The sequence below is a fragment of the Catenulispora yoronensis genome, assembly GCF_039531695.1.
GTDB lineage: Bacteria > Actinomycetota > Actinomycetes > Streptomycetales > Catenulisporaceae > Catenulispora > Catenulispora yoronensis.
Map to the genome: position 1 here is coordinate 1 of NZ_BAAAQN010000004.1, position 18,441 is coordinate 18,441.

Below are 18,441 nucleotides of genomic sequence, written 5' to 3' on the forward strand. Positions count from 1 at the left end.
ATCGCCCTACTCAAACTCACCGGCTGGACCAACATCGCCGCCGCCACCGACCACATGCGCGACCACCGCAACCACACCCTGAAACTACTAGGCATACAAACCAACCCATGAGAACGCAAAAGCCCTGAGTACCGCCGACCAGGTGTCAAGTTCATGCAAGCCCAACCGCAGCACTAGAACAACAAGGTTCCGGCATGGACTTGATACCTGGGCGGCGGTGCTGTACCCGTAGGGCTGCCGACGTGAGCGAGGGGAACAAACCCCCACCTCACAAACCGCCAGCGCAGGGACTGACCGGGCCCTCCTATGGACTAGCGCCAGTTCTCCGAGGGATCAGAGGTCCTCGCCGGAGGCGCCTGCCTTACCCAGCTCTTGACTTTGCCTGGCCCTTGCTTCCCCATCTCTCATCTCATCCCATCTCCCATCTCTGCAAGAAAAGCCCTGCCCAGGATCACCCACCCCTCACCCCCACACCCCCTGACCTGCCCCTCCCTGAAACTCCTTGCTGAATATTGCTGAAGGATTGCAAGGCGAGTAGTTTCGCGCCCGCACGCTGCCCAGGAGCCGTGCCCGCCGCCCACGAGAGGGAACCACCGTGCCCCCAGCCCGCAGAAGGCGCCTACGCCGCAGCGTCATAGCAGCGGCCACAGTTATCGCCACAGCCGCCGCGACAGTCGCTGGACTGAGCCTCCCCGCCTTCGGTTTCGGTCAGCCGCAGAACGCCGCAGCGGGGTTGACTACAGCACCGTTGGTGGCAGCCCCCTCCGACGCCTCGCTGACGACCGCACTCGCTGACCGCCCCGGCCTGACCCGCGAGCAGTACTACTTCGTCCTCCCGGACCGCTTCGCGAACGGTGACACCGACAACGACACCGGCGGGCTGACAGGTGGCCTGACCGGCGATCGGATGTTGACCGGCTTCGACCCCACAGACAAGGGCTTCTACCACGGCGGCGACCTCAAGGGCCTGGCCTCGAAGCTGGACTACATCAAGGGCCTGGGTACCACCGCTATATGGATGGCACCCATCTTCAAGAACAAGCCGGTCCAGGGCACCGGGGCCAACGCCTCGGCGGGGTATCACGGCTACTGGGTCACCGACTTCACGCAGGTGGACCCCCACTTCGGCACTAATCAGGACCTCAAAGACCTGATCAAGGCGGCGCACGCCAAGGGGATGAAGGTCTTCTTCGACGTCATCACGAACCACACCGCTGACGTCATCGACTACAAGGAGGGCCAGTACGACTACCGGTCGAAGGCCGCCTACCCCTACCTGGACGCCTCGGGGCGCCCCTTCGACGACTCGGACTACGCCGACGGCTCCAAGCCCTTCCCGAAGGTCACCACCGCGTCGTTCCCCTACCAGCCGGTGTTCGACACGCCGAGCGATGCCACGGCCAAGACCCCGGCCTGGCTCAACGACCCGACGTTGTATCACAATCGCGGGAACTCCACCTTCGCCGGCGAGAGCGGTGACGAGGGCGACTTCTCCGGCCTGGACGACTTGTGGACGGAGCGCCCCGAGGTCGTGAAGGGCATGGAGCAGATCTACGAGTCCTGGGTCGACTTCGGCGTGGACGGCTACCGCATCGACACCGTCAAGAACGTGGACCTGCCCTTCTGGACCCAGTGGTCCACAGCGTTGAAGTCCTACGCCGCGAAGCACGGCAAGCCCAACTTCTTCATGTTCGGCGAAGTCTATGACGCGGATCCGACCGTCCAGGCGCCGTACGTCACCCAAGGCAAGCTCGACGCGACCCTCGGCTTCCCGTTCCAGGACGCGGCCCGCGCGTTCGCGTCGCAGGGTGCGTCGTCGCAGCGGCTCTCCGCGCTTTACGCGAAGGACTCGCTGTACACCTCCGCCACCAGCAACGCCTACGAGCAGCCGACCTTCCTCGGCAACCACGACATGGGCCGCATCGGCTCGTTCCTGAAGCAGGACAACCCGAACGCGTCGCAGTCGGAGCTGTTGCAGCGCGACATCCTCGCCAACCAACTCATGTTCCTGACACGCGGCCAGCCGGTCGTCTACTACGGCGACGAGCAGGGCTTCATCGGCGCCGGCGGCGACAAGGACGCACGCCAGGACATGTTCCCCTCGCGGACCCCCGACTACCTGGCCGACCCGCAGATCGGCACGACCCGCACCGACGCCACCGCCGAGTACGACCCGACCCACCCCCTCTATCAGGCCATTGCCACGCTGTCCCAGCTCCGCAAGACCAACCCGGCACTCGCCGACGGCGTCCAGGTCGAGCGGTACGCCGCCGACGGCCCCGGCGTCTACGCCTTCTCCCGCATCGACCAGACCCAGCAGATCGAGTACGTCGTCGCGGTGAACAACGCCACCACCGCGCAGACCGTGCGGATCCCGACGTATTCGGCCTCTGCGACCTTCGGCCAGCTCTACCCGTCCGGCACGGCCTCACTGACCACCGCCACCGACGCGACGCTGACCGTCACCGTCCCCCCGCTGACATCAGTCGTCTACAAGGCCGGCGCCCGCCTCGCGGCCCCGACCACACCCCCATCGCTCACCCTGACCACCCCCGCAGCCGGCGTGACGGGCACGGCCACCATCGGCGCCACGGTACCCACCCCCACGTCCGGCACCACGGCCACCCCTACCTCCACCAGCACCCTCAACCGCGTCACCTTCGCCGCCGCCATCGGCACCGGCCCATGGCAGATCCTCGGCACCGCCGACCACGCCCCCTACCAGGTGACACAGGACCTTTCGAAAACCGCCCCAGGCGCCGTCGTCCGCTACAAAGCCGTCGTGACCGACAGCGCCGGCAAGACCGCGTCGGCCACCGGCTCGACCACCGTCGGAACCGTTCCACCGGCACCACCGCGCAGCACCGTCCAATACACCTACGCGGTCGTGCACTACACCCGTCCCGACGGAAACTACGACGGCTGGAACCTCTACACCTGGGGCGACATCGACCCCTCGATGCAGACCACCTGGCCGGCCGGGCAGCCGTTCGTCGGCCGCGACGCCTACGGCGCCTTCGCCTACGTGAAGTTGAAGCCCGGCGCCTCCAGCGTCGGCTTCATCATCGAGAACAACGGCACGAAGGACGTCGACAGCGACCGCTCCATCGACCTCACCAAGTCCGGCGAGGTCTGGGTGAAGCAGGGCGACGCGACGGTGAGCACCACCTCGCCGATCACCTACCCGCCAGTCCCGCCGGACACCGCCGTCATCCACTACCACCGCGCGGACGGCGCCTACGCCGGCTGGGGCCTGCACGACTGGACCGGCGCGGCGAACCCCACCTCATGGTCCGCACCCCTGGCGCCGTCGGGCACCGACGCGTTCGGCGACGTCTTCACCGTGCCGCTGGCACCCGGGGCGTCGAGCCTGTCCTACATCCTGCACAACGGCGACACCAAGGACCTGCCCGACGACCAGTCGCTGACCTTCGCCGACCACGGCCGCGAGATCTGGATCCTCGGCGGCCAGCCGGGATATCTGCTGCCGCTGCCGGCCGCCACCACACTGGACGCCGACCTGACCAAGGCGCAGGCGCAGTGGATCGACGCCACAACAGTGGCGTGGAAGAAGCCGCTGTCGGCGTCGCTGCACTACCAGCTCGTCTACGCACCCTCCGGCGGGATCACCATCGCCAACGGCGACCTCTCCGACCCGGGCTACTGGATCCGGCTGAACCAGGTACCCGGCGGCCTGACCGCCGCGCAGCTGGCGAAGTACCCGAACCTCGCCGGATACAGCGCCTTCACCGTGGACCCGCGCGACGCCGCCCGCGTGAAGCCCGCCCTCAGATCGCAGCTGCTGGCCACCGAGCGCGACGGGAGCGGAAACCTCCTCGCCGCGACCGGCGTGCAGATCCCCGGCGTGCTGGACGCCCTCTACTCGGCGGCGAGCAGCGCCGCGCTCGGACCGGTGTTCGACCACAACAAGCCGACCCTGTCGGTCTGGGCGCCGACCGCGCAGTCGGTCAAGCTCGAACTCTTCGACGACGCCAAGGCCACGACCAAACCCACCGTCGTCCCGATGGACGCCGACGACCGCACCGGCGTCTGGAGCGTCCGCGGCAAGCCGGACTGGAACGGCAAGTACTACCTGTACCAAGTCACAGTCTGGGCGCCCTCGGTCCAGAAACTCGTCGTCAACGAGGTGACGGACCCCTACTCGCTGTCGCTGTCCGCGGATTCCACCCGCAGCCAGATCGTCGACCTCTCCGACAGCAAGCTCGCGCCGGACGCCTGGAAGAAGACCCCCGCACCGCAGCCGATCCCGGCGGCCAAGCAGGAGATCACCGAGCTCCACGTCCGCGACTTCTCAGCGGCGGACACCTCGGTTCCGGCGGCCGACCGCGGCACCTACCTCGCCTTCACCGACAGCACCTCGCTGGGCCTCCAGCATCTCAAGGCCCTGGCCCAGTCCGGCGTCACAACAGTCCACCTGCTGCCGGTGTTCGACTTCAGCTCGGTTCCGGAGCCGAAGTCCGAGCAGTCGACCCCGCCCTGCGACCTGCCGTCCTTCCCCAGCGACTCCGACCAGCAACAGGCCTGCGTCACCAAGACCGCGGCGACCGACGCCTACAACTGGGGCTACGACCCCTACCACTTCACCGTTCCGGAGGGCTCCTACTCGACCGACCCCAACGGCACGCCCCGGATCGTCCAGTTCCGCCAGATGGTCGCCGCCCTGCACGCCGCCGGGCTGCGCGTGGTGCTGGACGTGGTCTACAACCACACCGCAGCCGCGGGCCAGGACCCGCATTCGGTCCTGGACCGGATCGTGCCCGGCTACTACCAGCGGCTGTCGGACGCCGGCGCGGTGACGACCGACTCGTGCTGTGCGGACACCGCACCCGAGCACGCGATGATGGACAAGCTCGTCGTCGACTCGGTCACCACCTGGGCCCGGCAGTACCACGTCGACGGCTTCCGCTTCGACCTGATGGGCCTGGACCCGAAGCAGACAATGCTGGACGTGCAGTCCGCCCTGGGCAACCTGACGCTCGCCCGCGATGGCGTGGACGGCAAGGCCCTCTACCTCTACGGCGAGGGCTGGAACTTCGGAACCGTCGCCGACAACGCCCGCTTCGTGAACGCCTCGCAGACCAACATGGCCGGCACCGGCATCGGCACCTTCAACGACCGCCTCCGCGACGCGGTCCGCGGCGGCGGCCCCTTCGACGCCGACCCCCGCATCCAGGGCTTCGCCTCCGGCCTCTACACCGACCCGAACGGCGACGCCGTCAACGGCGCCACCGCCGACCAGAAGGCCCGCCTGCTGCACGACCAGGACCTGATCAAGGTCGGGCTGACCGGCGCCCTGGCGTCGTACGCGTTCACCGACTCCACCGGCAAGCCCGTCACCGGCGCGCAGGTGGACTACAACGGCTCACCCGCCGGCTACGCCGCGAACCCCGCCGACGCGATCACCTACGTCGACGCCCACGACAACGAGATCCTGTTCGACGCCCTGGCCTACAAACTGCCGGCCTCGACGTCGACCGCCGACCGGGCCCGCATGCAGGTGCTCGCGCTGGCGACCACGGTCCTCTCGCAGGGCCCGGGCTTCAGCGCCGCCGGCAGCGACCTGCTGCGGTCCAAGTCCTTCGACGGCAACTCCTACGACTCCGGCGACTGGTTCAACGCGATCCACTGGGACTGCGCGACCGGCACCGGCTTCGGCCAGGGCCTGCCGCCGGCCGCCGCCAACCAGTCCAAGTGGCCGTACATGCGGCCCCTGCTGGCGGACGCCGCGCTGAAGCCCGACTGCGCGACGGTCACCGCCACCTCGGCGGCGTACCAGGACCTGCTGCGGATCAAGCAGTCCTCGCCGCTGTTCGCCCTGGGGACCGCCCAGGCCGTGCAGGCCGCCCTGTCCTTCCCGCTCTCGGGCAGCACGGAGACGCCAGGCGTGATCACCATGCGGCTCGGCACCGGCGCGAAGTCCCTGACAGTGGTCTTCAACGCGACGCCGAGCCCGCAGACCCAGGCCGTCCCGGCGCTGGCCGGGACGACGCAGGTGCTGGACCCGATCCAGGCGGCGGGCTCGGACGCCGTGGTCAAGACCTCGGCCTTCGACACCGGCACCGGGACGTTCACTGTTCCGGCGCGAAGCGTGGCGGTGTTCGTCCAGGGCTGATCCACGGGGCTGATCCACGGGGCTGATCCACACAGCGGCCCCGAAAGAAAAGCGACCTGGTCGCGGCGGTTCCGACCGCCGCGGCCAGGTCGCACCCGGTAGCATGCCGTGTCGATTCCGAGGAGGGCACGATGCAGCACGGGTTGGCCTGGACACCGGACGACGTCGACATCGAGCGCCCCTCCGTCGCGCGCATGTACGACTACTTCCTCGGCGGCTCGCACAACTTCGCCTCGGACCGCGACCTCGCCAAGCAGGCGCAGGAGGTCTTCCCCGACGCCCCGCACGTCGTGCGCGCCAACCGCTCCTTCCTCGGCCGCGCCGTCGCCGCACTCTGCGCGCTCGGCGTCGACCAGTTCCTCGACCTGGGCTCCGGCATCCCGACCGTCGGCAACGTCCACGAGATCGTCGCCGCCCACCGCTCCGGCGCCCGGACCGTCTACGTCGACTCCGACCCGGTCGCCGTCGCCCACGCCTCGGCCCTGCTCCGCGACACCGACCGGGTCGCGGTCGTCCACGCCGACCTGCGCAACCCCGACGCCGTGCTGCGCGGCGCGGTCGAGACCGGGGAACTCGGCCTGAGCATCCCCACGGCGGTCCTGCTGGTCTCGGTCCTGCCCTTCGTGCCGGACGAGGACGACCCGGCCCGGATCGTGGCCGCCTACCGCGACGCCACCGTCCCCGGCTCCTACCTCGCCATCAGCCACGGGACCAACGACTACCGCCCCAAGCAGGTCGGCGAGGTCGAGAACGTCTACGCGAAGACCACGCAGCCGGGAGTGTTCCGCGGCAAGACCGAGGTGGAGCGCTTCTTCGACGGCTACGAGCTGCTGGAGCCGGGCCTGGTGGACATCATCCACTGGCGCCCGGAGCCGGCGGCGCTCGCTGCCGATCCGCTGGGCGGCGACGTGGCGCGGTACAGCTTGATCGCGGGGGTCGGCCGCCGACGCGGCTGAGGGTTTGCGGCTGGTTTGCGGCTGGTCTGCGGCGACTGGAGGCGGCCCGAAGCGGGATCCGCGGTGACTCGCGGCGACCCACGAGGAGACTCGCGGCGACTCGCGGCGAGAACTGCGGCGATACCCGCCGCCAGGCCCGAGGCTCCGCCCGCGACCAGGCTGGTTTGCAGCCCCCGGCCCCGTTTCCTTTGCCAGCGTTCGGATACCCGGTGCTTCGATCCGGACCACCGCCGGCACAGCAGAGGGAGGCGCCCCATGACCTTCGACCCCGACGCGCAACTGGACACCAGCGACGTCGTCGACCAGCGCGGCGGCGGCGGTGGTTTCCCCGGCGGCCGCGGCAGCGTCATAGGCCTGCTTCTGGCCCTGGTGGCCGCGGCGGTCGGCATCCCGGTGGCCACGATGGGCGGCGGCAGCGGCTCCGGCGGCAGCTCCGCCGCCCCGGGCGTCGTCGACTCGTCGTCGCTGGCCGCCAAGTGCCGCACCGGAGCCGACGCCAACGCCAACGACGACTGCCGCGTGGTCGCCGTCGTCGACTCCGTCCAGAACTACTGGACCAGCGAGTTCGCGAACTCCGGCAAGAAGTACGAGCGGGCGCAGACCGTCCTGTTCACCAACTCGACCTCCACCGCCTGCGGCCCGGCGACCACCCAGGTCGGCCCCTTCTACTGCCCCGGCGACCGCACCGTCTACCTCGACCTCGGCTTCTGGCAGGAGCTGCGCTCCAAGTTCGGCGCCAAGGGCGGCCCCTTCGCCCAGGCCTACGTCGTCGCCCACGAATACGGCCACCACATCCAGGACCTCCAGGGCACGCTCGGCCGCGCGCAGCAGAACGCGCAGGGCCCCACCGGCGGATCCGTGCGCACCGAGCTCCAGGCCGACTGCTACGCCGGCATCTGGGCGCACTTCGCGACCACCACCAAGGACGCCAACGGCCGGCCCTTCATCGACGCCCTCAGCCAGCAGGACATCGCCGACGCGCTCGACGCGGCGTCCGCCGTGGGCGACGACCGGATCCAGCAGGAGACGCAGGGCAAGGTCTCGCCCGAGAGCTGGACGCACGGTTCGGCCGCCCAACGGCAGAAGTGGTTCACCACCGGCTATCAGACCGGCGAGCTGAAGGCCTGCGACACCTTCGCCGGGGGAGTGTGACACCACCGGCGGCCCGGTCCGGGCGTCGGCGCGGACCGGGCCGCCGGTGCGGGATGCGGTGCGGGATCTGGATGATCGGGTGCGAGGATCCGCCGCAGGATGCGGACAACGAGACACAGAGCTCTGATTCACGCGGGTTCGGAGCTAGGCTCGGAGGCATGCCCTTGAAGCGTGGCGGCCTGCAGGTATCTTGATGCCGCCTCGGCCGCGTTCCTGCGCCAAGCACGCAGCGGTGAACAATCGCGACCTGGCGCAGCTCTGTTCAACGCTGCGCCAGGCGCGAGATCTAGTGCAGAACGCGGTAGCTGGCCACCAGGAACCCCGTCGGCGACGCCACACCGTGCAGCAGCTCCAGGCGGATCATCGGCAGCCCTTCCAGCAGCCGCCGTCCCTGGCCGGCGATGACCGGGGGAATGGCGAAGTGGGCCACGTCCACGAGCCCCGCGGCGAGCAGTGATTGCGCGACCGAGATGCTGCCGTGGATGCCGATGTCGCCGCCGGTCGAGTTCTTCAGGTCCTGGACGAACTCCGCCAGGTCGCCGTCGATCTTGATCGTGTTGTCCCAGTCCTGCTCCAGCGGAGTGGACGCCGCGACGTACTTCGGCGCCTTGTTGATGAACGTGGCGAACGGCTCGATCTCGCTGGTCGGCCAGAACGCGGCCCAGTCCTCGTAGGTGCGGCGGCCGAGGATGACGGCGTCCTGGGTGGCGATGACGTTCTCGCCGTGGGCGTCCACCACGTCGTCCCAGTCGAACGTGAACTTGTGGGCGTCCTCGGCGACGCCGTCGAGCGACAGGAACTCGGTCAGGACCACCTTGCGCATGCTTACTCCTCGGATCGAGCGGGTTCTTGTCCACTCAGTGGGTTCTCTGCCCACTCAGACGACTCGCCCCGCCGGAACTCATCGGTCCCTCCCGGCCGAGTTCTCACGGCTCCAGCATGCGCTTGGCCAGGAGCACGTCCGGCCGGATGTCGTCGCCGGCCCGCTTCGGCACGGCTCGCAGACAGGTGACCGAGCTGCCGGGCACCCTGGTCAGCGTGAGATCGGCCCGTTCGGCGAGGACCCGCAGCGGTTCGGCGGGGTTCTCGGCCGAAGGAGCGATATCGCGCAATTCCCGATTGATCTCGACCGTCACCGTCCCGGCGGGCCCGTTGTCGCGAAGGTCGCCGTGCCCGAACCGCTCCCGCAACCGCTGAGCCCCGGCGGTCGCGGCCGCCCCGGCCAGCGGCAGGAGCAGCTTCACGCCCAGCCGCAACGTCCAGCGCAGCAGCGGCGACGGCACCCGCCGCACCGCCTGCTTCGTGAGTCTGTCGACAGAGGAGGCCATGATTCGATGATCACACCCGAACAGTCCGGGCCGCGAGGTCGTCGACCACGTCCGTGAACGCCCGGCGCCGCCGGTACACGGCCCGCTGCCGCTGGGCCCCGGTTCCGCCGCAGGTCACATTGGCCAGCAGGGTGTCGATCAGCGCCACCTCGCCCAGTTCCTCCAGCGCCGGCGTCACCTTCTCCACCAGCGCCCACACCGCCCCGGACAGCGGCAGCGGCCGTCCCGTGCGCGGATCGTTCCAGACCCCGGCCAGACCCAGCGCCGCCGCCTGCTCGTGAGCCTCGTCGACGTCCTCGCCCGTCCCGGCCGGACCGGGCAGCCCGGCCCGCACCTCTTCCAGCAGCACCATGGCCAGCGCCCGGATCAGCAGCGCGACCAGCAGGTCGGCGTCGACATCGGCGTTGACGTCGGCGATCCGGACCTCCAGCGTCGGCTGGTGCTCGGAGGGCCGGGCGTACCAGTAGATCATCCTGCGGTCCAGCACCGCGCCGGAGGCGACCAGGTCCTCGGCGAGCGCCTCGTACCAGTCCCCAGCCAGCGGCGGCGTCGGCCCCATGGTCGGCCACGCCTGCTGGTCGTGATGCCGCCAGCTCGCGCACCGCCGGAACACCCCGGCGGCGAAGGGCGAGTTGACCGCCAGCGCCTGGAGCACCGGGAGCCAGGGACGCAGGTGGGAGGCGAGCAGGACGGCCTCGTGGCGGTCCAGGCTGCCGACGTGCACGTGGCAGCCGCTGGATTCGCTGTCCACGCCGAAAACGGCGTCCGGATAGCGCCTCGCTATCTCCTCGTACCGCGCGCCCTCGCTGATCGGGAACGGCTTCCCGGTGAGCACGGCGCTCCCCGACGCGACGATCAGACAGTCGTTCCGCGCCGCCGCCTCGGCCAGCACCCGCCGCCCCTCGGCCAGGTCGGCGCGCAGCTCCAGCGCCTCGGCCATCGGGCGGGTGTGCGCCTCGATCTGCGTCTCGTAGAGCTCGGACGACACCCGGTCGCCCAGGCGGTCGGCGCCGACCTTGAGGACCTCGGGGCAGCGCGGCACGGTGCTCCGGGTTGTGGGGTCGACGAGCAGGAACTCCTCTTCCACGCCGACTGTCAGCTTTTCGAACCGATGCTGATGTGCCATGGTCCGTCTCCGTTCTCAGCGGTGCTCTCAGCCCCGCCCGGAGGAGCCCAGCGCGGCGGTGCCCGTGTTCCCCGGCCCCGGGACACCAAACAAGCACCCTGGGCCGACGCACCGAACGGTCGTTTCAAGCCCGGCCGCCGGGGCACCGGGGCCCGGACCGTTCCCGGTGAGAGGACCGTGCCAATGACCACTGTGGCCGAACAGATCGTCACCGCCCTGGCCGACCTGGGCGTCCGCACCGTGTGGGGCGTCGTCGGCGACGCGCTGAACCCGGTGACCGACGCGATCCGGCGGGAGGAGCGCATCGAATGGATCGGCACCCGGCACGAGGAGGCGGCGGCCTTCGCCGCGGGCGCGCAGGCGCAGCTGACCGGAACGCTGGGCGTGTGCATGGGCACCGTCGGGCCGGGCTCGCTGCACCTGCTGAACGGCCTGTACGACGCGAAGAAGTCCCACGCCCCCGTCCTGGCCGTCTGCGGCCAGGTCCCGCTGGCCGAACTCGGCGCCGACTACTTCCAGGAGGTCGACAACGACCTGGTGTTCCGCGACGTCGCGGCCTTCCGGCAGACGGTGACCTCGCCGAGCCAGATGCCGCGGCTGCTGGAGCAGGCCGTCCAGGCCGCCTACGCCACCCCCGGCGTCTCCGTGCTCACCCTGCCCGGCGACATCGGCTCGCAGGACGTCGCCAAACACAGCGCCGTCCACATCACCCGGGTTCCGGCCCGCCCGGCCCCGGACGAGGGCGAGATCGACCGCGCCGCGCGGGTGCTGGAGGACGCCGGCAAGGTCACGATGCTGGTCGGCATCGGCGCGCGGGCGAGCCGTTCCTCGGTGCTGGCCCTGGCCGGACGCCTGGCCGCACCCATGGTCCTGACCCTCAAGGCGAAGGACGGCCTGGAGCACGACAACCCCTTCCAGATCGGCCAGAGCGGCCTGATCGGCAACCCCGCGACCCGCCAGGCCTTCGAGTCCGCCGACGCGCTGCTCATGATCGGCACCGACTTCCCCTACCCGCAGTGGCTGCCGGCCGGGACCCCGACCGTGCAGATCGACACCCGCGCCGACCACATCGGGCGCCGGACCCCGGTCGACGTCGGCATCGTCGGCGACGCCGGCCTGAGCGCGGACGCGCTGCTGGAGCGCCTGCACGCCAAGGACGACCAGAGCCACCTGAACCACGCCGTCTCGGCCTATCAGGACTGGCAGAAGAACCAGCAGCGGCTGACCGAGCCCGATTTCGACCACTCGCTGCTGGGCCGGGTCCGCGCGGTCTTCGACAACACCGAGGACAAGATCCGCCCCGAGGCGCTCGCCGCGATGATCGACCGGCACGCCGCCGACGACGCCGTGTTCACCACCGACACCGGCATGTCGACGGTCTGGCTGGCCCGGTTCGTCACCATGCGCGGCACCCGGCGGCTGCTTGGCTCGTTCAACCTGGGCTCCATGGCCAACGCGCTGCCGCAGGCGCTGGGCGCGGCCGCCACCGAGCGGCAACGGCCGGTGATCGCGTTCTGCGGCGACGGCGGACTGACGATGCTGCTGGGCGAACTCCTGACGGCGGTCGCCTACGAGCTGCCGATCAAGATCGTGGTGTTTGACAACGGGCGCCTCGGCATGGTCAAGCTCGAACAGGAACAGGGCGGCCTGCCGGAGTTCGGCACCGAGTTGGCGAACCCTGATCTGGCCGCGGTCGCGGCGGCGGTGGGGATACCGGGCGCGCGGGTCACGGACCCGGGCGACTTGGAGGCCGCGGTGCGGACGGCGCTCGCGGCGCCGGGGCCGTATCTGCTGGACGTGGTCACGAACCCGGAGGAGATCGCGCTGCCGCCGAAGACCAGCGTCGATCAGGCCTGGGGGTTCGCGATCGCCAAGGCCAAGGAGGAAATCGTCAGCCGGGGCATGAAGTGAGGGTGGTTCCGGCCCGCGACGGCCGAGGCTGATCGAGAACCAGAGTGATCGAGACCGGGGCTGATCGAGAACGAGGCTGATCGCGGCCGGAACGAGCGGGCCGACCAAGACATATGTCTTGGTCGGCCCGCTCGTCATGAGTCGTCATGAGTCCGTGCCCGGGTTCGCGGACCGCGCCTCACATGGGGTCCTGCCGGAAACCGGCCTCGCGCGCCTGCGGCGCCTGCGGGCCGACTTCGCCGCGCCACGCGCCGGTCTCGGTGTTGCGGTGCTCGATGAAGGTCTTGAACCGCTCGACGTCCGCCTTCACCTGCCGGGTGTCCAGGCCCACCGTGCTGCCGAGCTTCTCGGCCAGGCCGTCCGGCGTCCACTCCATCTGCACGACCACCCGGGTGTGCTCGTCGTCGAGCCGCTCGAACCCGACGTTGCCGACCTGCCGCACGTCGCCGCCCACGGTCTGCCAGCAGATCAGCCGGTCGGGCAGCTGCTGGGTGATCTCGGTGTCGAACTCCCGGCGCACGCCGCCGACCTTGACGACCCAGTGGTTGTGGGTGTCGTCGAGCTGGCGCACCTCCTCGACGCCGTTCATGAACTGCGGGAACGAGGTGAACTGCGTCCACTGGTTGTAGGCCGTGCTGATCGGGACGTCGACTTCCACGGCTGCTTCGACGGTGCTCATGGTGATCCTCCTTCTATGGGAGTTCTCCGCCTGCCCGAGCGAACTGCCGTCAAACGGGTCGATGCCTTCCGCGTCACATCGTGAATTCTTCTTGTTTCATCGGCGTGATGCCGGATAAGAGATGGCATCGAAATCGTGAGGCGGACCCCGGATCGCGAACGACCGCCGCAGTCCGCACGACAAGGAGGCTCATATCATGGGTGTCATATTGCTGGTTCTCCTGCTGGCGCTGGTGCTGGGCGGCCTTGGCTTCGCCGCGCACGTGCTGTGGTGGATCGCAGCGATCGTGTTCATCGCCTGGCTGGTCGGCTTCGGCCTGGGGCGCGGCGAGATGGCAGGCGGGCGACGCCGCTGGTATGGCCGTTGGTGAACAATCACGGCCGCGGTGGCCGATAAGCGATGCGCTATGCGCGCCGCTGAATAGCAATGCGATGGGCCGACAAGGTGCGAGTGCCTTGTCGGCCCGAAGTGCTGCCTGGCTGCTGCCCGAGGTGTTGGTGAGGTGTTGGTGAGGTGTCGCGCGAAGTGCGATCTCCTCGAAGTGCGATTACGGGGACCCGGCGTTCCGCCGTCACGCCGGGTTCTGCGACGCGGCCGCCTGCGGGTGCAGGTCGGCGAGCGTCAGCCGGTGCGCCGGCGGCTCGGGGAGCGCGATCTGGCTGACGATCCGCCGGTCCGGCCCCACGTGCAGCAGTTCGCCGGGCAGCAGCAGGCGCCAGGCCGGGTTGTCGTCGAGGCGTTCGCTGGCCACCACGACGGACGGCACGTCGGCCAGACCGTCGGCGCGCACCCGCAGCCGGCCGTCGCGGCCGGACTGGTCGAGGTGGCGGGTCCGGTGGTGGCCGCCGGCGCGGCGCTCCAGGACGTGGAGCTCGTGGGTGTCCGGGTAGCGCAGGGCCCACAGGCCGTCGGCGGTGGTCATGACGATGTTGAGGGCGAACAGCGGCAGATTGGCCGCCACCCAGCGGGCCGCCGTCCGCAAACCGGCTGTCACATCGCCGCCGGCCGCCTCGGTCTCCCGGTTGACCAGGGCGAAGAAGCGCTCCGAGTCGGTGTCGCCGCGGACCTGGGACCTGGCGTCGCCGAGGTACCGGTCGAGTTCTTCGAGGCCTTCGATGACGCCGTTGTGGGCCAGCATCCGGCCGTCGGCGCAGAACGGGTGCGTGTTGCGCTCGTCGAGGCCGCCGGTGGAGGCGTAGCGGACGTGGGCGATGAAGGTCGAGGACTCGGCGGTCCGCGCCTCCTCCGCGAAGGCACGGTCCTGATAGGCCGCGATCGGGGCCTTGTGGAGCACCGGGGTCCCGTCGCGGTCGAAGTGGCCCAGGCCGGTGCCGTCCGGGTCGCGGTGGCTCTGCTCGGCCAGGCTGTCCCGGGCTTCGAGGAGCCAGAACGTCGCTCGTACGCGGTCAGGGGCACTCGTCATCCCGAACAGGCGGCACATGGTGGCCGCGTGCCCGCGCTGGGGCGTGTCAAACGCTGCCGGACCGGCCGGCCGGCGCCGCGCTGCCAAGGCCTCGTTTCGCCAGGCCGATCCCGGTTACGAGGGCGCGGCCGGACCGCCGCCGCGCGCACGCGCGCGTGCTCGCCGCGTATTCCCGGCACACCGAGTAGAAGTGAGGACTTACTCATGCGAGTGAGATTGTCGGTCGTCAGCGTTCCCGTGGTGTTGACCCTCCTGACCCTGGCCGCGATCTGGGCCGCGGCGGCGTGGTCGCCGTGGTGGCTGATCGCCGTCGGGATCGTCGGGGCCCTGGCGCTGGTCGCCGTCCGGGACGTCCTCCAGCGGCGCCATTCCGTGCTGCGCAACTTTCCGCTGCTCGGGCACCTGCGCTATCTGCTGGAGGCGATCCGCCCGGAGATGCAGCAGTACTTCGTCGAGCGGGACTACGACGGCCGGCCGTTCGACCGCGACACCCGCACCGTCGTCTACGAACAGGCCAAAGGCATCCACGAAGAGAGCGCCTTCGGCACCGAGCTGGACGTGATGGCTCCCGGCCACGAGTTCGTCGAGCAGACCACCGCCCCGCTGGAGCCCGCCCCGGAGCAGCCGCGCGTCCGCGTCGGCGGCCCGGACTGCACCCAGCCCTACGACATGGCGATGCTGAACGTCTCGGCGATGAGCTTCGGCTCGCTGAGCGCGAACGCCGTCCGCGCCCTGAACGCCGGGGCGGCGCGCGGCGGCTTCGCGCACGACACCGGCGAGGGCGGCCTGACGCCGTACCACCTGGAAGGCGGCGGCGACCTGATCTGGGAGATCGGCAGCGGGTATTTCAGCGTCCGGACCCGCGACGGCGACTTCGACCCCGACCAGTTCCGCGACAAGGCGGCCCATCCGCACGTCAAGTGCACCTCGTTGAAGCTCAGCCAGGGCGCCAAGCCGGGGCTCGGGGGAGTGCTGCCGGCCGCCAAGGTCACCGCCGAGATCGCGCGGTTCCGGGAGGTGCCCGAGGGCGAGAAGTGCGTCAGCCCGGCCGCGCACCGGGTGTTCCGCACGCCGCGCGAACTGGTGCTGTTCCTGGCGCGGATGCGGGAGCTGAGCGGCGGCAAGCCGGTCGGGTTCAAACTGTGCGTGGGCCGGCGCAGCGAGTTCCTGGCGATCTGCAAGGCCATGGCCGCCGAGGGGGTCACGCCGGACTTCATCGTCGTCGACGGCGCCGAGGGCGGCACCGGCGCGGCGCCGCTGGAGTTCCAGGACAGCGTCGGGCAGCCGCTCACCGACGGCCTGATGACGGTCCACAACGCCCTGGTCGGCACCGGCCTGCGGGACCGGATCCGGATCGGCGCCGGCGGCAAGGTCGCCACCGGGATGGACATCGTCAAGCGCGTGGCCCAGGGGGCCGACTACACCAACTCGGCGCGCGCCATGATGATGGCGGCCGGGTGCATCCAGGCGCGCATGTGCCACACCAACCGCTGCCCGGTGGGGGTGGCCACCCAGGACGCGGCCCGCGCGCGGGCGCTGGACGTGGCCGACAAGACCGAGCGGGTCCGCAGCTACCAGCAGAACACCGTGGCCCAGGCCCAGCAGATCCTCGCCGCGATGGGGATGCGCGAGCCGAACGAGCTGCGGCCCCGGCACCTGCTGCGCCGGATCGACCGGAACACCGTGCGGACCTACGCCGAGCTGTTCGAGTGGCTGGAACCCGGGCAGCTGCTCGGCGAGGCGCCGGAGAGCTGGGCCGCCGACTGGGCGGCGGCGGATCCGGACCGGTTCGCGGCGGCCTGAGGCACCTCGCCCGGGGGCTCCGCGCCCTCGGGCATCGCGTGAAGCGGCTTCAGCTCAGGCAGAACGTGCCGAGGGGGCGCCCGACCGCGGGCGCCGCGCCCGGGGACGCGTCGGTGGGGCGCCGCGCCCCGGGACGCGTCGCCCGGAAGTTCACGACTGGTCCCGCCGCCCCACCTCGAACGACACCGTCTTCCCCGCCGCGTCGCTGGCCACCCGCAGGTGGTCCACCGTGGCCCGCACCATCTCCAGACCGCGGCCGCCGAGGTCCTCCGGGCCGGCGCCGCGGGCCTGGGGCAGGCGCGAGGAGCGGTCGGCGATCTCGCAGTGGGCGCCGGTGGGGCAGATGCGCGCCGCGACCGACACCGGGCCGGCGCCGTGCACCACGGCGTTGGTGGCTATCTCGCTGTAGGCCAGGACCAGGCGGTCGGTGTCCTCGCCCTCGCCCCACAGCTCGACCGCGGCGGCGGCCAGCCAGCGGCGGGAGCACGACACGTCGGCCGCGGTGCCGGGGAACGACCAGGACAGGGAGCTGACGCCCGGACGTCCGGCCGACTGGTGCGGACGGCGCCGGTCGGAGTCGCGGCGCGCCTGGCCGCGGCGCTCGGAGTCGCGGTGCTCGTGGTCGCGGCGGTCCAGCCCGCGGTGGGGGATCGGTCCGGGTGATCGGTGTTGCTGCGTCATGCGCCCTCGCAGGATCGGGATCTGCGTCGTCTGGTCAGTCGTCCATGTCTCGTCCGGTATTTCGGGATGTCCGGGATATCCGCGCCTAAACACCGCTGATCAGCGTTGATCCCCGCCCCGGATCTCAAAAGTCTGCGATCGCCGCCGCACCCAGGACGGTTTGACTCCGCACGTGAGGGACATAGCGGAGAGCGTTCGCACAGTCCGGCACCGGAGGGGGAGGCCCATGAGCCTCGGCAACCGCATCCAGGCCCTGACCCACCGGATCGACTCCTACCAGCAGCACCGCCGCTGGCTGGCCTTTCCGGTGGCGGTATGGCGCAAGCTCTCCGACGACCAGGTCGGCAACCTCGCCGCGCTCCTCACCTTCTACGCCTTCGTCTCCCTGTTCCCCCTGCTGCTGCTCCTGATCACCGTGCTCGGATTCGCCCTGCACCGCGACCCGGCGCTCCAGCAGTGGGTGCTGAACTCGGCGCTCGCCGACTTCCCGGTGATCGGCGGCGAGCTGCGCGGCGACATCCACGCCGTCGGCCGGGGCCCGGCCGGCCTCGTGGTCGGCCTGATCGGCTCGGTGCTCGGCGCGCGCGGGCTGGCCGACGCCGCCCAGAACGTCCTGAACCGGCTGTGGACCGTCCCCTACAACCGCCGCCCCGGCTTCCCCTGGTCGTGGCTGCGCAGCTACGGCTTCATCGCGACCGTCGGCGTCGGCATGGCGGCCACCAGCCTGGTGACCGACCTCGCCGCCGGCGCGGGCAGCGCGCCGCTGGGGATCGCCGTCCGCGTCGGCGCCCTGCTGCTGGCGCTGGTGATCGGGACGCTGACCTACTGGCTGGCCCTGCGCCTGGCGATCGCCGGCCAGGTGCCCGGCCGCCAGCTGTGGACCGGCGCGCTGCTCGGCGCCCTGGGCTGGCAGATCCTCCAAGCGGTCGGCGGCTACTACATCACCCACCAGCTGCGCCACGCCTCGGCCCTGTACGGCGCCTTCGGCCTGGTGCTCGGCCTGATCGCCTGGCTCTACCTCCAGGCCCGCGTGACGCTCTACGCGGTCGCGGTGGACGTGGTCCGCTCCCGCCGGCTCTGGCCGCGCAGCCTGTTCCCGCCGCCGGCGACGGCCGGGGACCGCCGGGCCTGGGACGCGGCGATGGCCGCGCAGGACCGGTCGCCGACCGAGGCGGAAGCCGTGCCGGAGAGCCGCCCGCCGGTCGACGCGGACCCGGTGCCGACGAGCCGGCCGCCGGCGGCCTGATCC

At 70.6% G+C, this 18,441-nt stretch carries 13 protein-coding genes; 7 read left to right on the plus strand and 6 right to left on the minus strand.

Annotated elements, in window-relative coordinates; genetic code table 11:
* Nucleotides 1–595 precede the first annotated feature (595 nt).
* From pulA to ypfJ, 3 genes are all read left to right on the plus strand, one after another.
* Nucleotides 596–6,133, plus strand: a complete 5,538-nt coding sequence (pulA, locus tag ABD481_RS04140; RefSeq protein ID WP_425559110.1) for a pullulanase-type alpha-1,6-glucosidase — start codon at nt 596–598, stop codon at nt 6,131–6,133.
* Nucleotides 6,134–6,264: 131 nt separating this feature from the next.
* The gene (locus ABD481_RS04145; protein ID WP_344664154.1) at nt 6,265–7,089 is read left to right on the plus strand and encodes an SAM-dependent methyltransferase; all 825 of its coding nucleotides are present in this window, start codon (nt 6,265–6,267) and stop codon (nt 7,087–7,089) included.
* 255 nt (nt 7,090–7,344) lie between these two features.
* Nucleotides 7,345–8,241, plus strand: coding sequence for a KPN_02809 family neutral zinc metallopeptidase (ypfJ, locus tag ABD481_RS04150; RefSeq protein WP_344664155.1), 897 nt, complete (start codon nt 7,345–7,347; stop codon nt 8,239–8,241).
* Nucleotides 8,242–8,527: 286 nt separating this feature from the next.
* Here the strand turns inward: ypfJ and ABD481_RS04155 are convergent, their stop codons facing one another.
* The 3 genes from ABD481_RS04155 to ABD481_RS04165 form a co-directional block, all read right to left on the minus strand.
* Nucleotides 8,528–9,064, minus strand: a complete 537-nt coding sequence (locus tag ABD481_RS04155) for a dihydrofolate reductase family protein (RefSeq protein WP_344664156.1) — start codon at nt 9,062–9,064, stop codon at nt 8,528–8,530.
* 103 nt (nt 9,065–9,167) lie between these two features.
* Entirely contained in the window at nt 9,168–9,569 is a 402-nt protein-coding gene (locus ABD481_RS04160; RefSeq protein WP_344664157.1) for a hypothetical protein, read from the minus strand.
* A 10-nt stretch (nt 9,570–9,579) separates the two neighbouring features.
* A complete protein-coding gene (locus ABD481_RS04165; protein WP_344664158.1) occupies nt 9,580–10,695 on the minus strand; it encodes a carboxylate-amine ligase in 1,116 nt (371 codons plus the stop codon).
* Nucleotides 10,696–10,878: 183 nt separating this feature from the next.
* Between ABD481_RS04165 and ABD481_RS04170 the strand changes: the two genes are divergently transcribed.
* Complete coding sequence (locus ABD481_RS04170) at nt 10,879–12,606, plus strand: thiamine pyrophosphate-dependent enzyme (RefSeq protein ID WP_344664159.1); 1,728 nt, start codon at nt 10,879–10,881, stop codon at nt 12,604–12,606.
* Nucleotides 12,607–12,784: 178 nt separating this feature from the next.
* On the opposite strand, the gene ABD481_RS04175 is transcribed toward ABD481_RS04170, so the two are convergent.
* Nucleotides 12,785–13,285 (minus strand): SRPBCC family protein, encoded by a 501-nt coding sequence (locus ABD481_RS04175; protein WP_344664160.1) that lies wholly within the window; start codon nt 13,283–13,285, stop codon nt 12,785–12,787.
* Nucleotides 13,286–13,481: 196 nt separating this feature from the next.
* On the opposite strand from ABD481_RS04175, the gene ABD481_RS04180 reads away from it, so the two are divergent.
* Complete coding sequence (locus tag ABD481_RS04180; protein WP_344664161.1) at nt 13,482–13,655, plus strand: hydrophobic protein; 174 nt, start codon at nt 13,482–13,484, stop codon at nt 13,653–13,655.
* Nucleotides 13,656–13,856: 201 nt separating this feature from the next.
* Here ABD481_RS04180 and ABD481_RS04185 read toward each other — a convergent pair whose 3' ends face one another.
* On the minus strand, nt 13,857–14,726 hold the full coding sequence (locus ABD481_RS04185; protein ID WP_344664162.1) for a class II glutamine amidotransferase: 870 nt from the start codon (nt 14,724–14,726) through the stop codon (nt 13,857–13,859).
* A 186-nt stretch (nt 14,727–14,912) separates the two neighbouring features.
* Between ABD481_RS04185 and ABD481_RS04190 the strand changes: the two genes are divergently transcribed.
* Complete coding sequence (locus ABD481_RS04190) at nt 14,913–16,511, plus strand: FMN-binding glutamate synthase family protein (protein ID WP_344664163.1); 1,599 nt, start codon at nt 14,913–14,915, stop codon at nt 16,509–16,511.
* Nucleotides 16,512–16,661: 150 nt separating this feature from the next.
* Here the strand turns inward: ABD481_RS04190 and ABD481_RS04195 are convergent, their stop codons facing one another.
* Entirely contained in the window at nt 16,662–17,192 is a 531-nt protein-coding gene (locus ABD481_RS04195; protein ID WP_344664164.1) for an ATP-binding protein, read from the minus strand.
* 226 nt (nt 17,193–17,418) lie between these two features.
* Between ABD481_RS04195 and ABD481_RS04200 the strand changes: the two genes are divergently transcribed.
* Nucleotides 17,419–18,438 carry a YihY/virulence factor BrkB family protein gene (locus ABD481_RS04200; RefSeq protein ID WP_344664165.1) on the plus strand — a complete coding sequence of 340 codons (1,020 nt, stop codon included), beginning with the start codon at nt 17,419–17,421 and terminating at the stop codon, nt 18,436–18,438.
* Nucleotides 18,439–18,441 lie beyond the last annotated feature (3 nt).

Bases quoted from the DNA above. Each gene is read 5' to 3' on its own strand.
- ABD481_RS04145 (WP_344664154.1), top strand. From the start codon at position 6,265: ATGCAGCACGGGTTGGCCTGGACACCGGACGACGTCGACATCGAGCGC.
- ypfJ (WP_344664155.1), top strand. From the start codon at position 7,345: ATGACCTTCGACCCCGACGCGCAACTGGACACCAGCGACGTCGTCGAC.
- ABD481_RS04155 (WP_344664156.1), bottom strand. From the start codon at position 9,064: ATGCGCAAGGTGGTCCTGACCGAGTTCCTGTCGCTCGACGGCGTCGCC.
- ABD481_RS04160 (WP_344664157.1), bottom strand. From the start codon at position 9,569: ATGGCCTCCTCTGTCGACAGACTCACGAAGCAGGCGGTGCGGCGGGTG.
- ABD481_RS04165 (WP_344664158.1), bottom strand. From the start codon at position 10,695: ATGGCACATCAGCATCGGTTCGAAAAGCTGACAGTCGGCGTGGAAGAG.
- ABD481_RS04170 (WP_344664159.1), top strand. From the start codon at position 10,879: ATGACCACTGTGGCCGAACAGATCGTCACCGCCCTGGCCGACCTGGGC.
- ABD481_RS04175 (WP_344664160.1), bottom strand. From the start codon at position 13,285: ATGAGCACCGTCGAAGCAGCCGTGGAAGTCGACGTCCCGATCAGCACG.
- ABD481_RS04180 (WP_344664161.1), top strand. From the start codon at position 13,482: ATGGGTGTCATATTGCTGGTTCTCCTGCTGGCGCTGGTGCTGGGCGGC.
- ABD481_RS04185 (WP_344664162.1), bottom strand. From the start codon at position 14,726: ATGTGCCGCCTGTTCGGGATGACGAGTGCCCCTGACCGCGTACGAGCG.
- ABD481_RS04190 (WP_344664163.1), top strand. From the start codon at position 14,913: ATGCGAGTGAGATTGTCGGTCGTCAGCGTTCCCGTGGTGTTGACCCTC.
- ABD481_RS04195 (WP_344664164.1), bottom strand. From the start codon at position 17,192: ATGACGCAGCAACACCGATCACCCGGACCGATCCCCCACCGCGGGCTG.
- ABD481_RS04200 (WP_344664165.1), top strand. From the start codon at position 17,419: ATGAGCCTCGGCAACCGCATCCAGGCCCTGACCCACCGGATCGACTCC.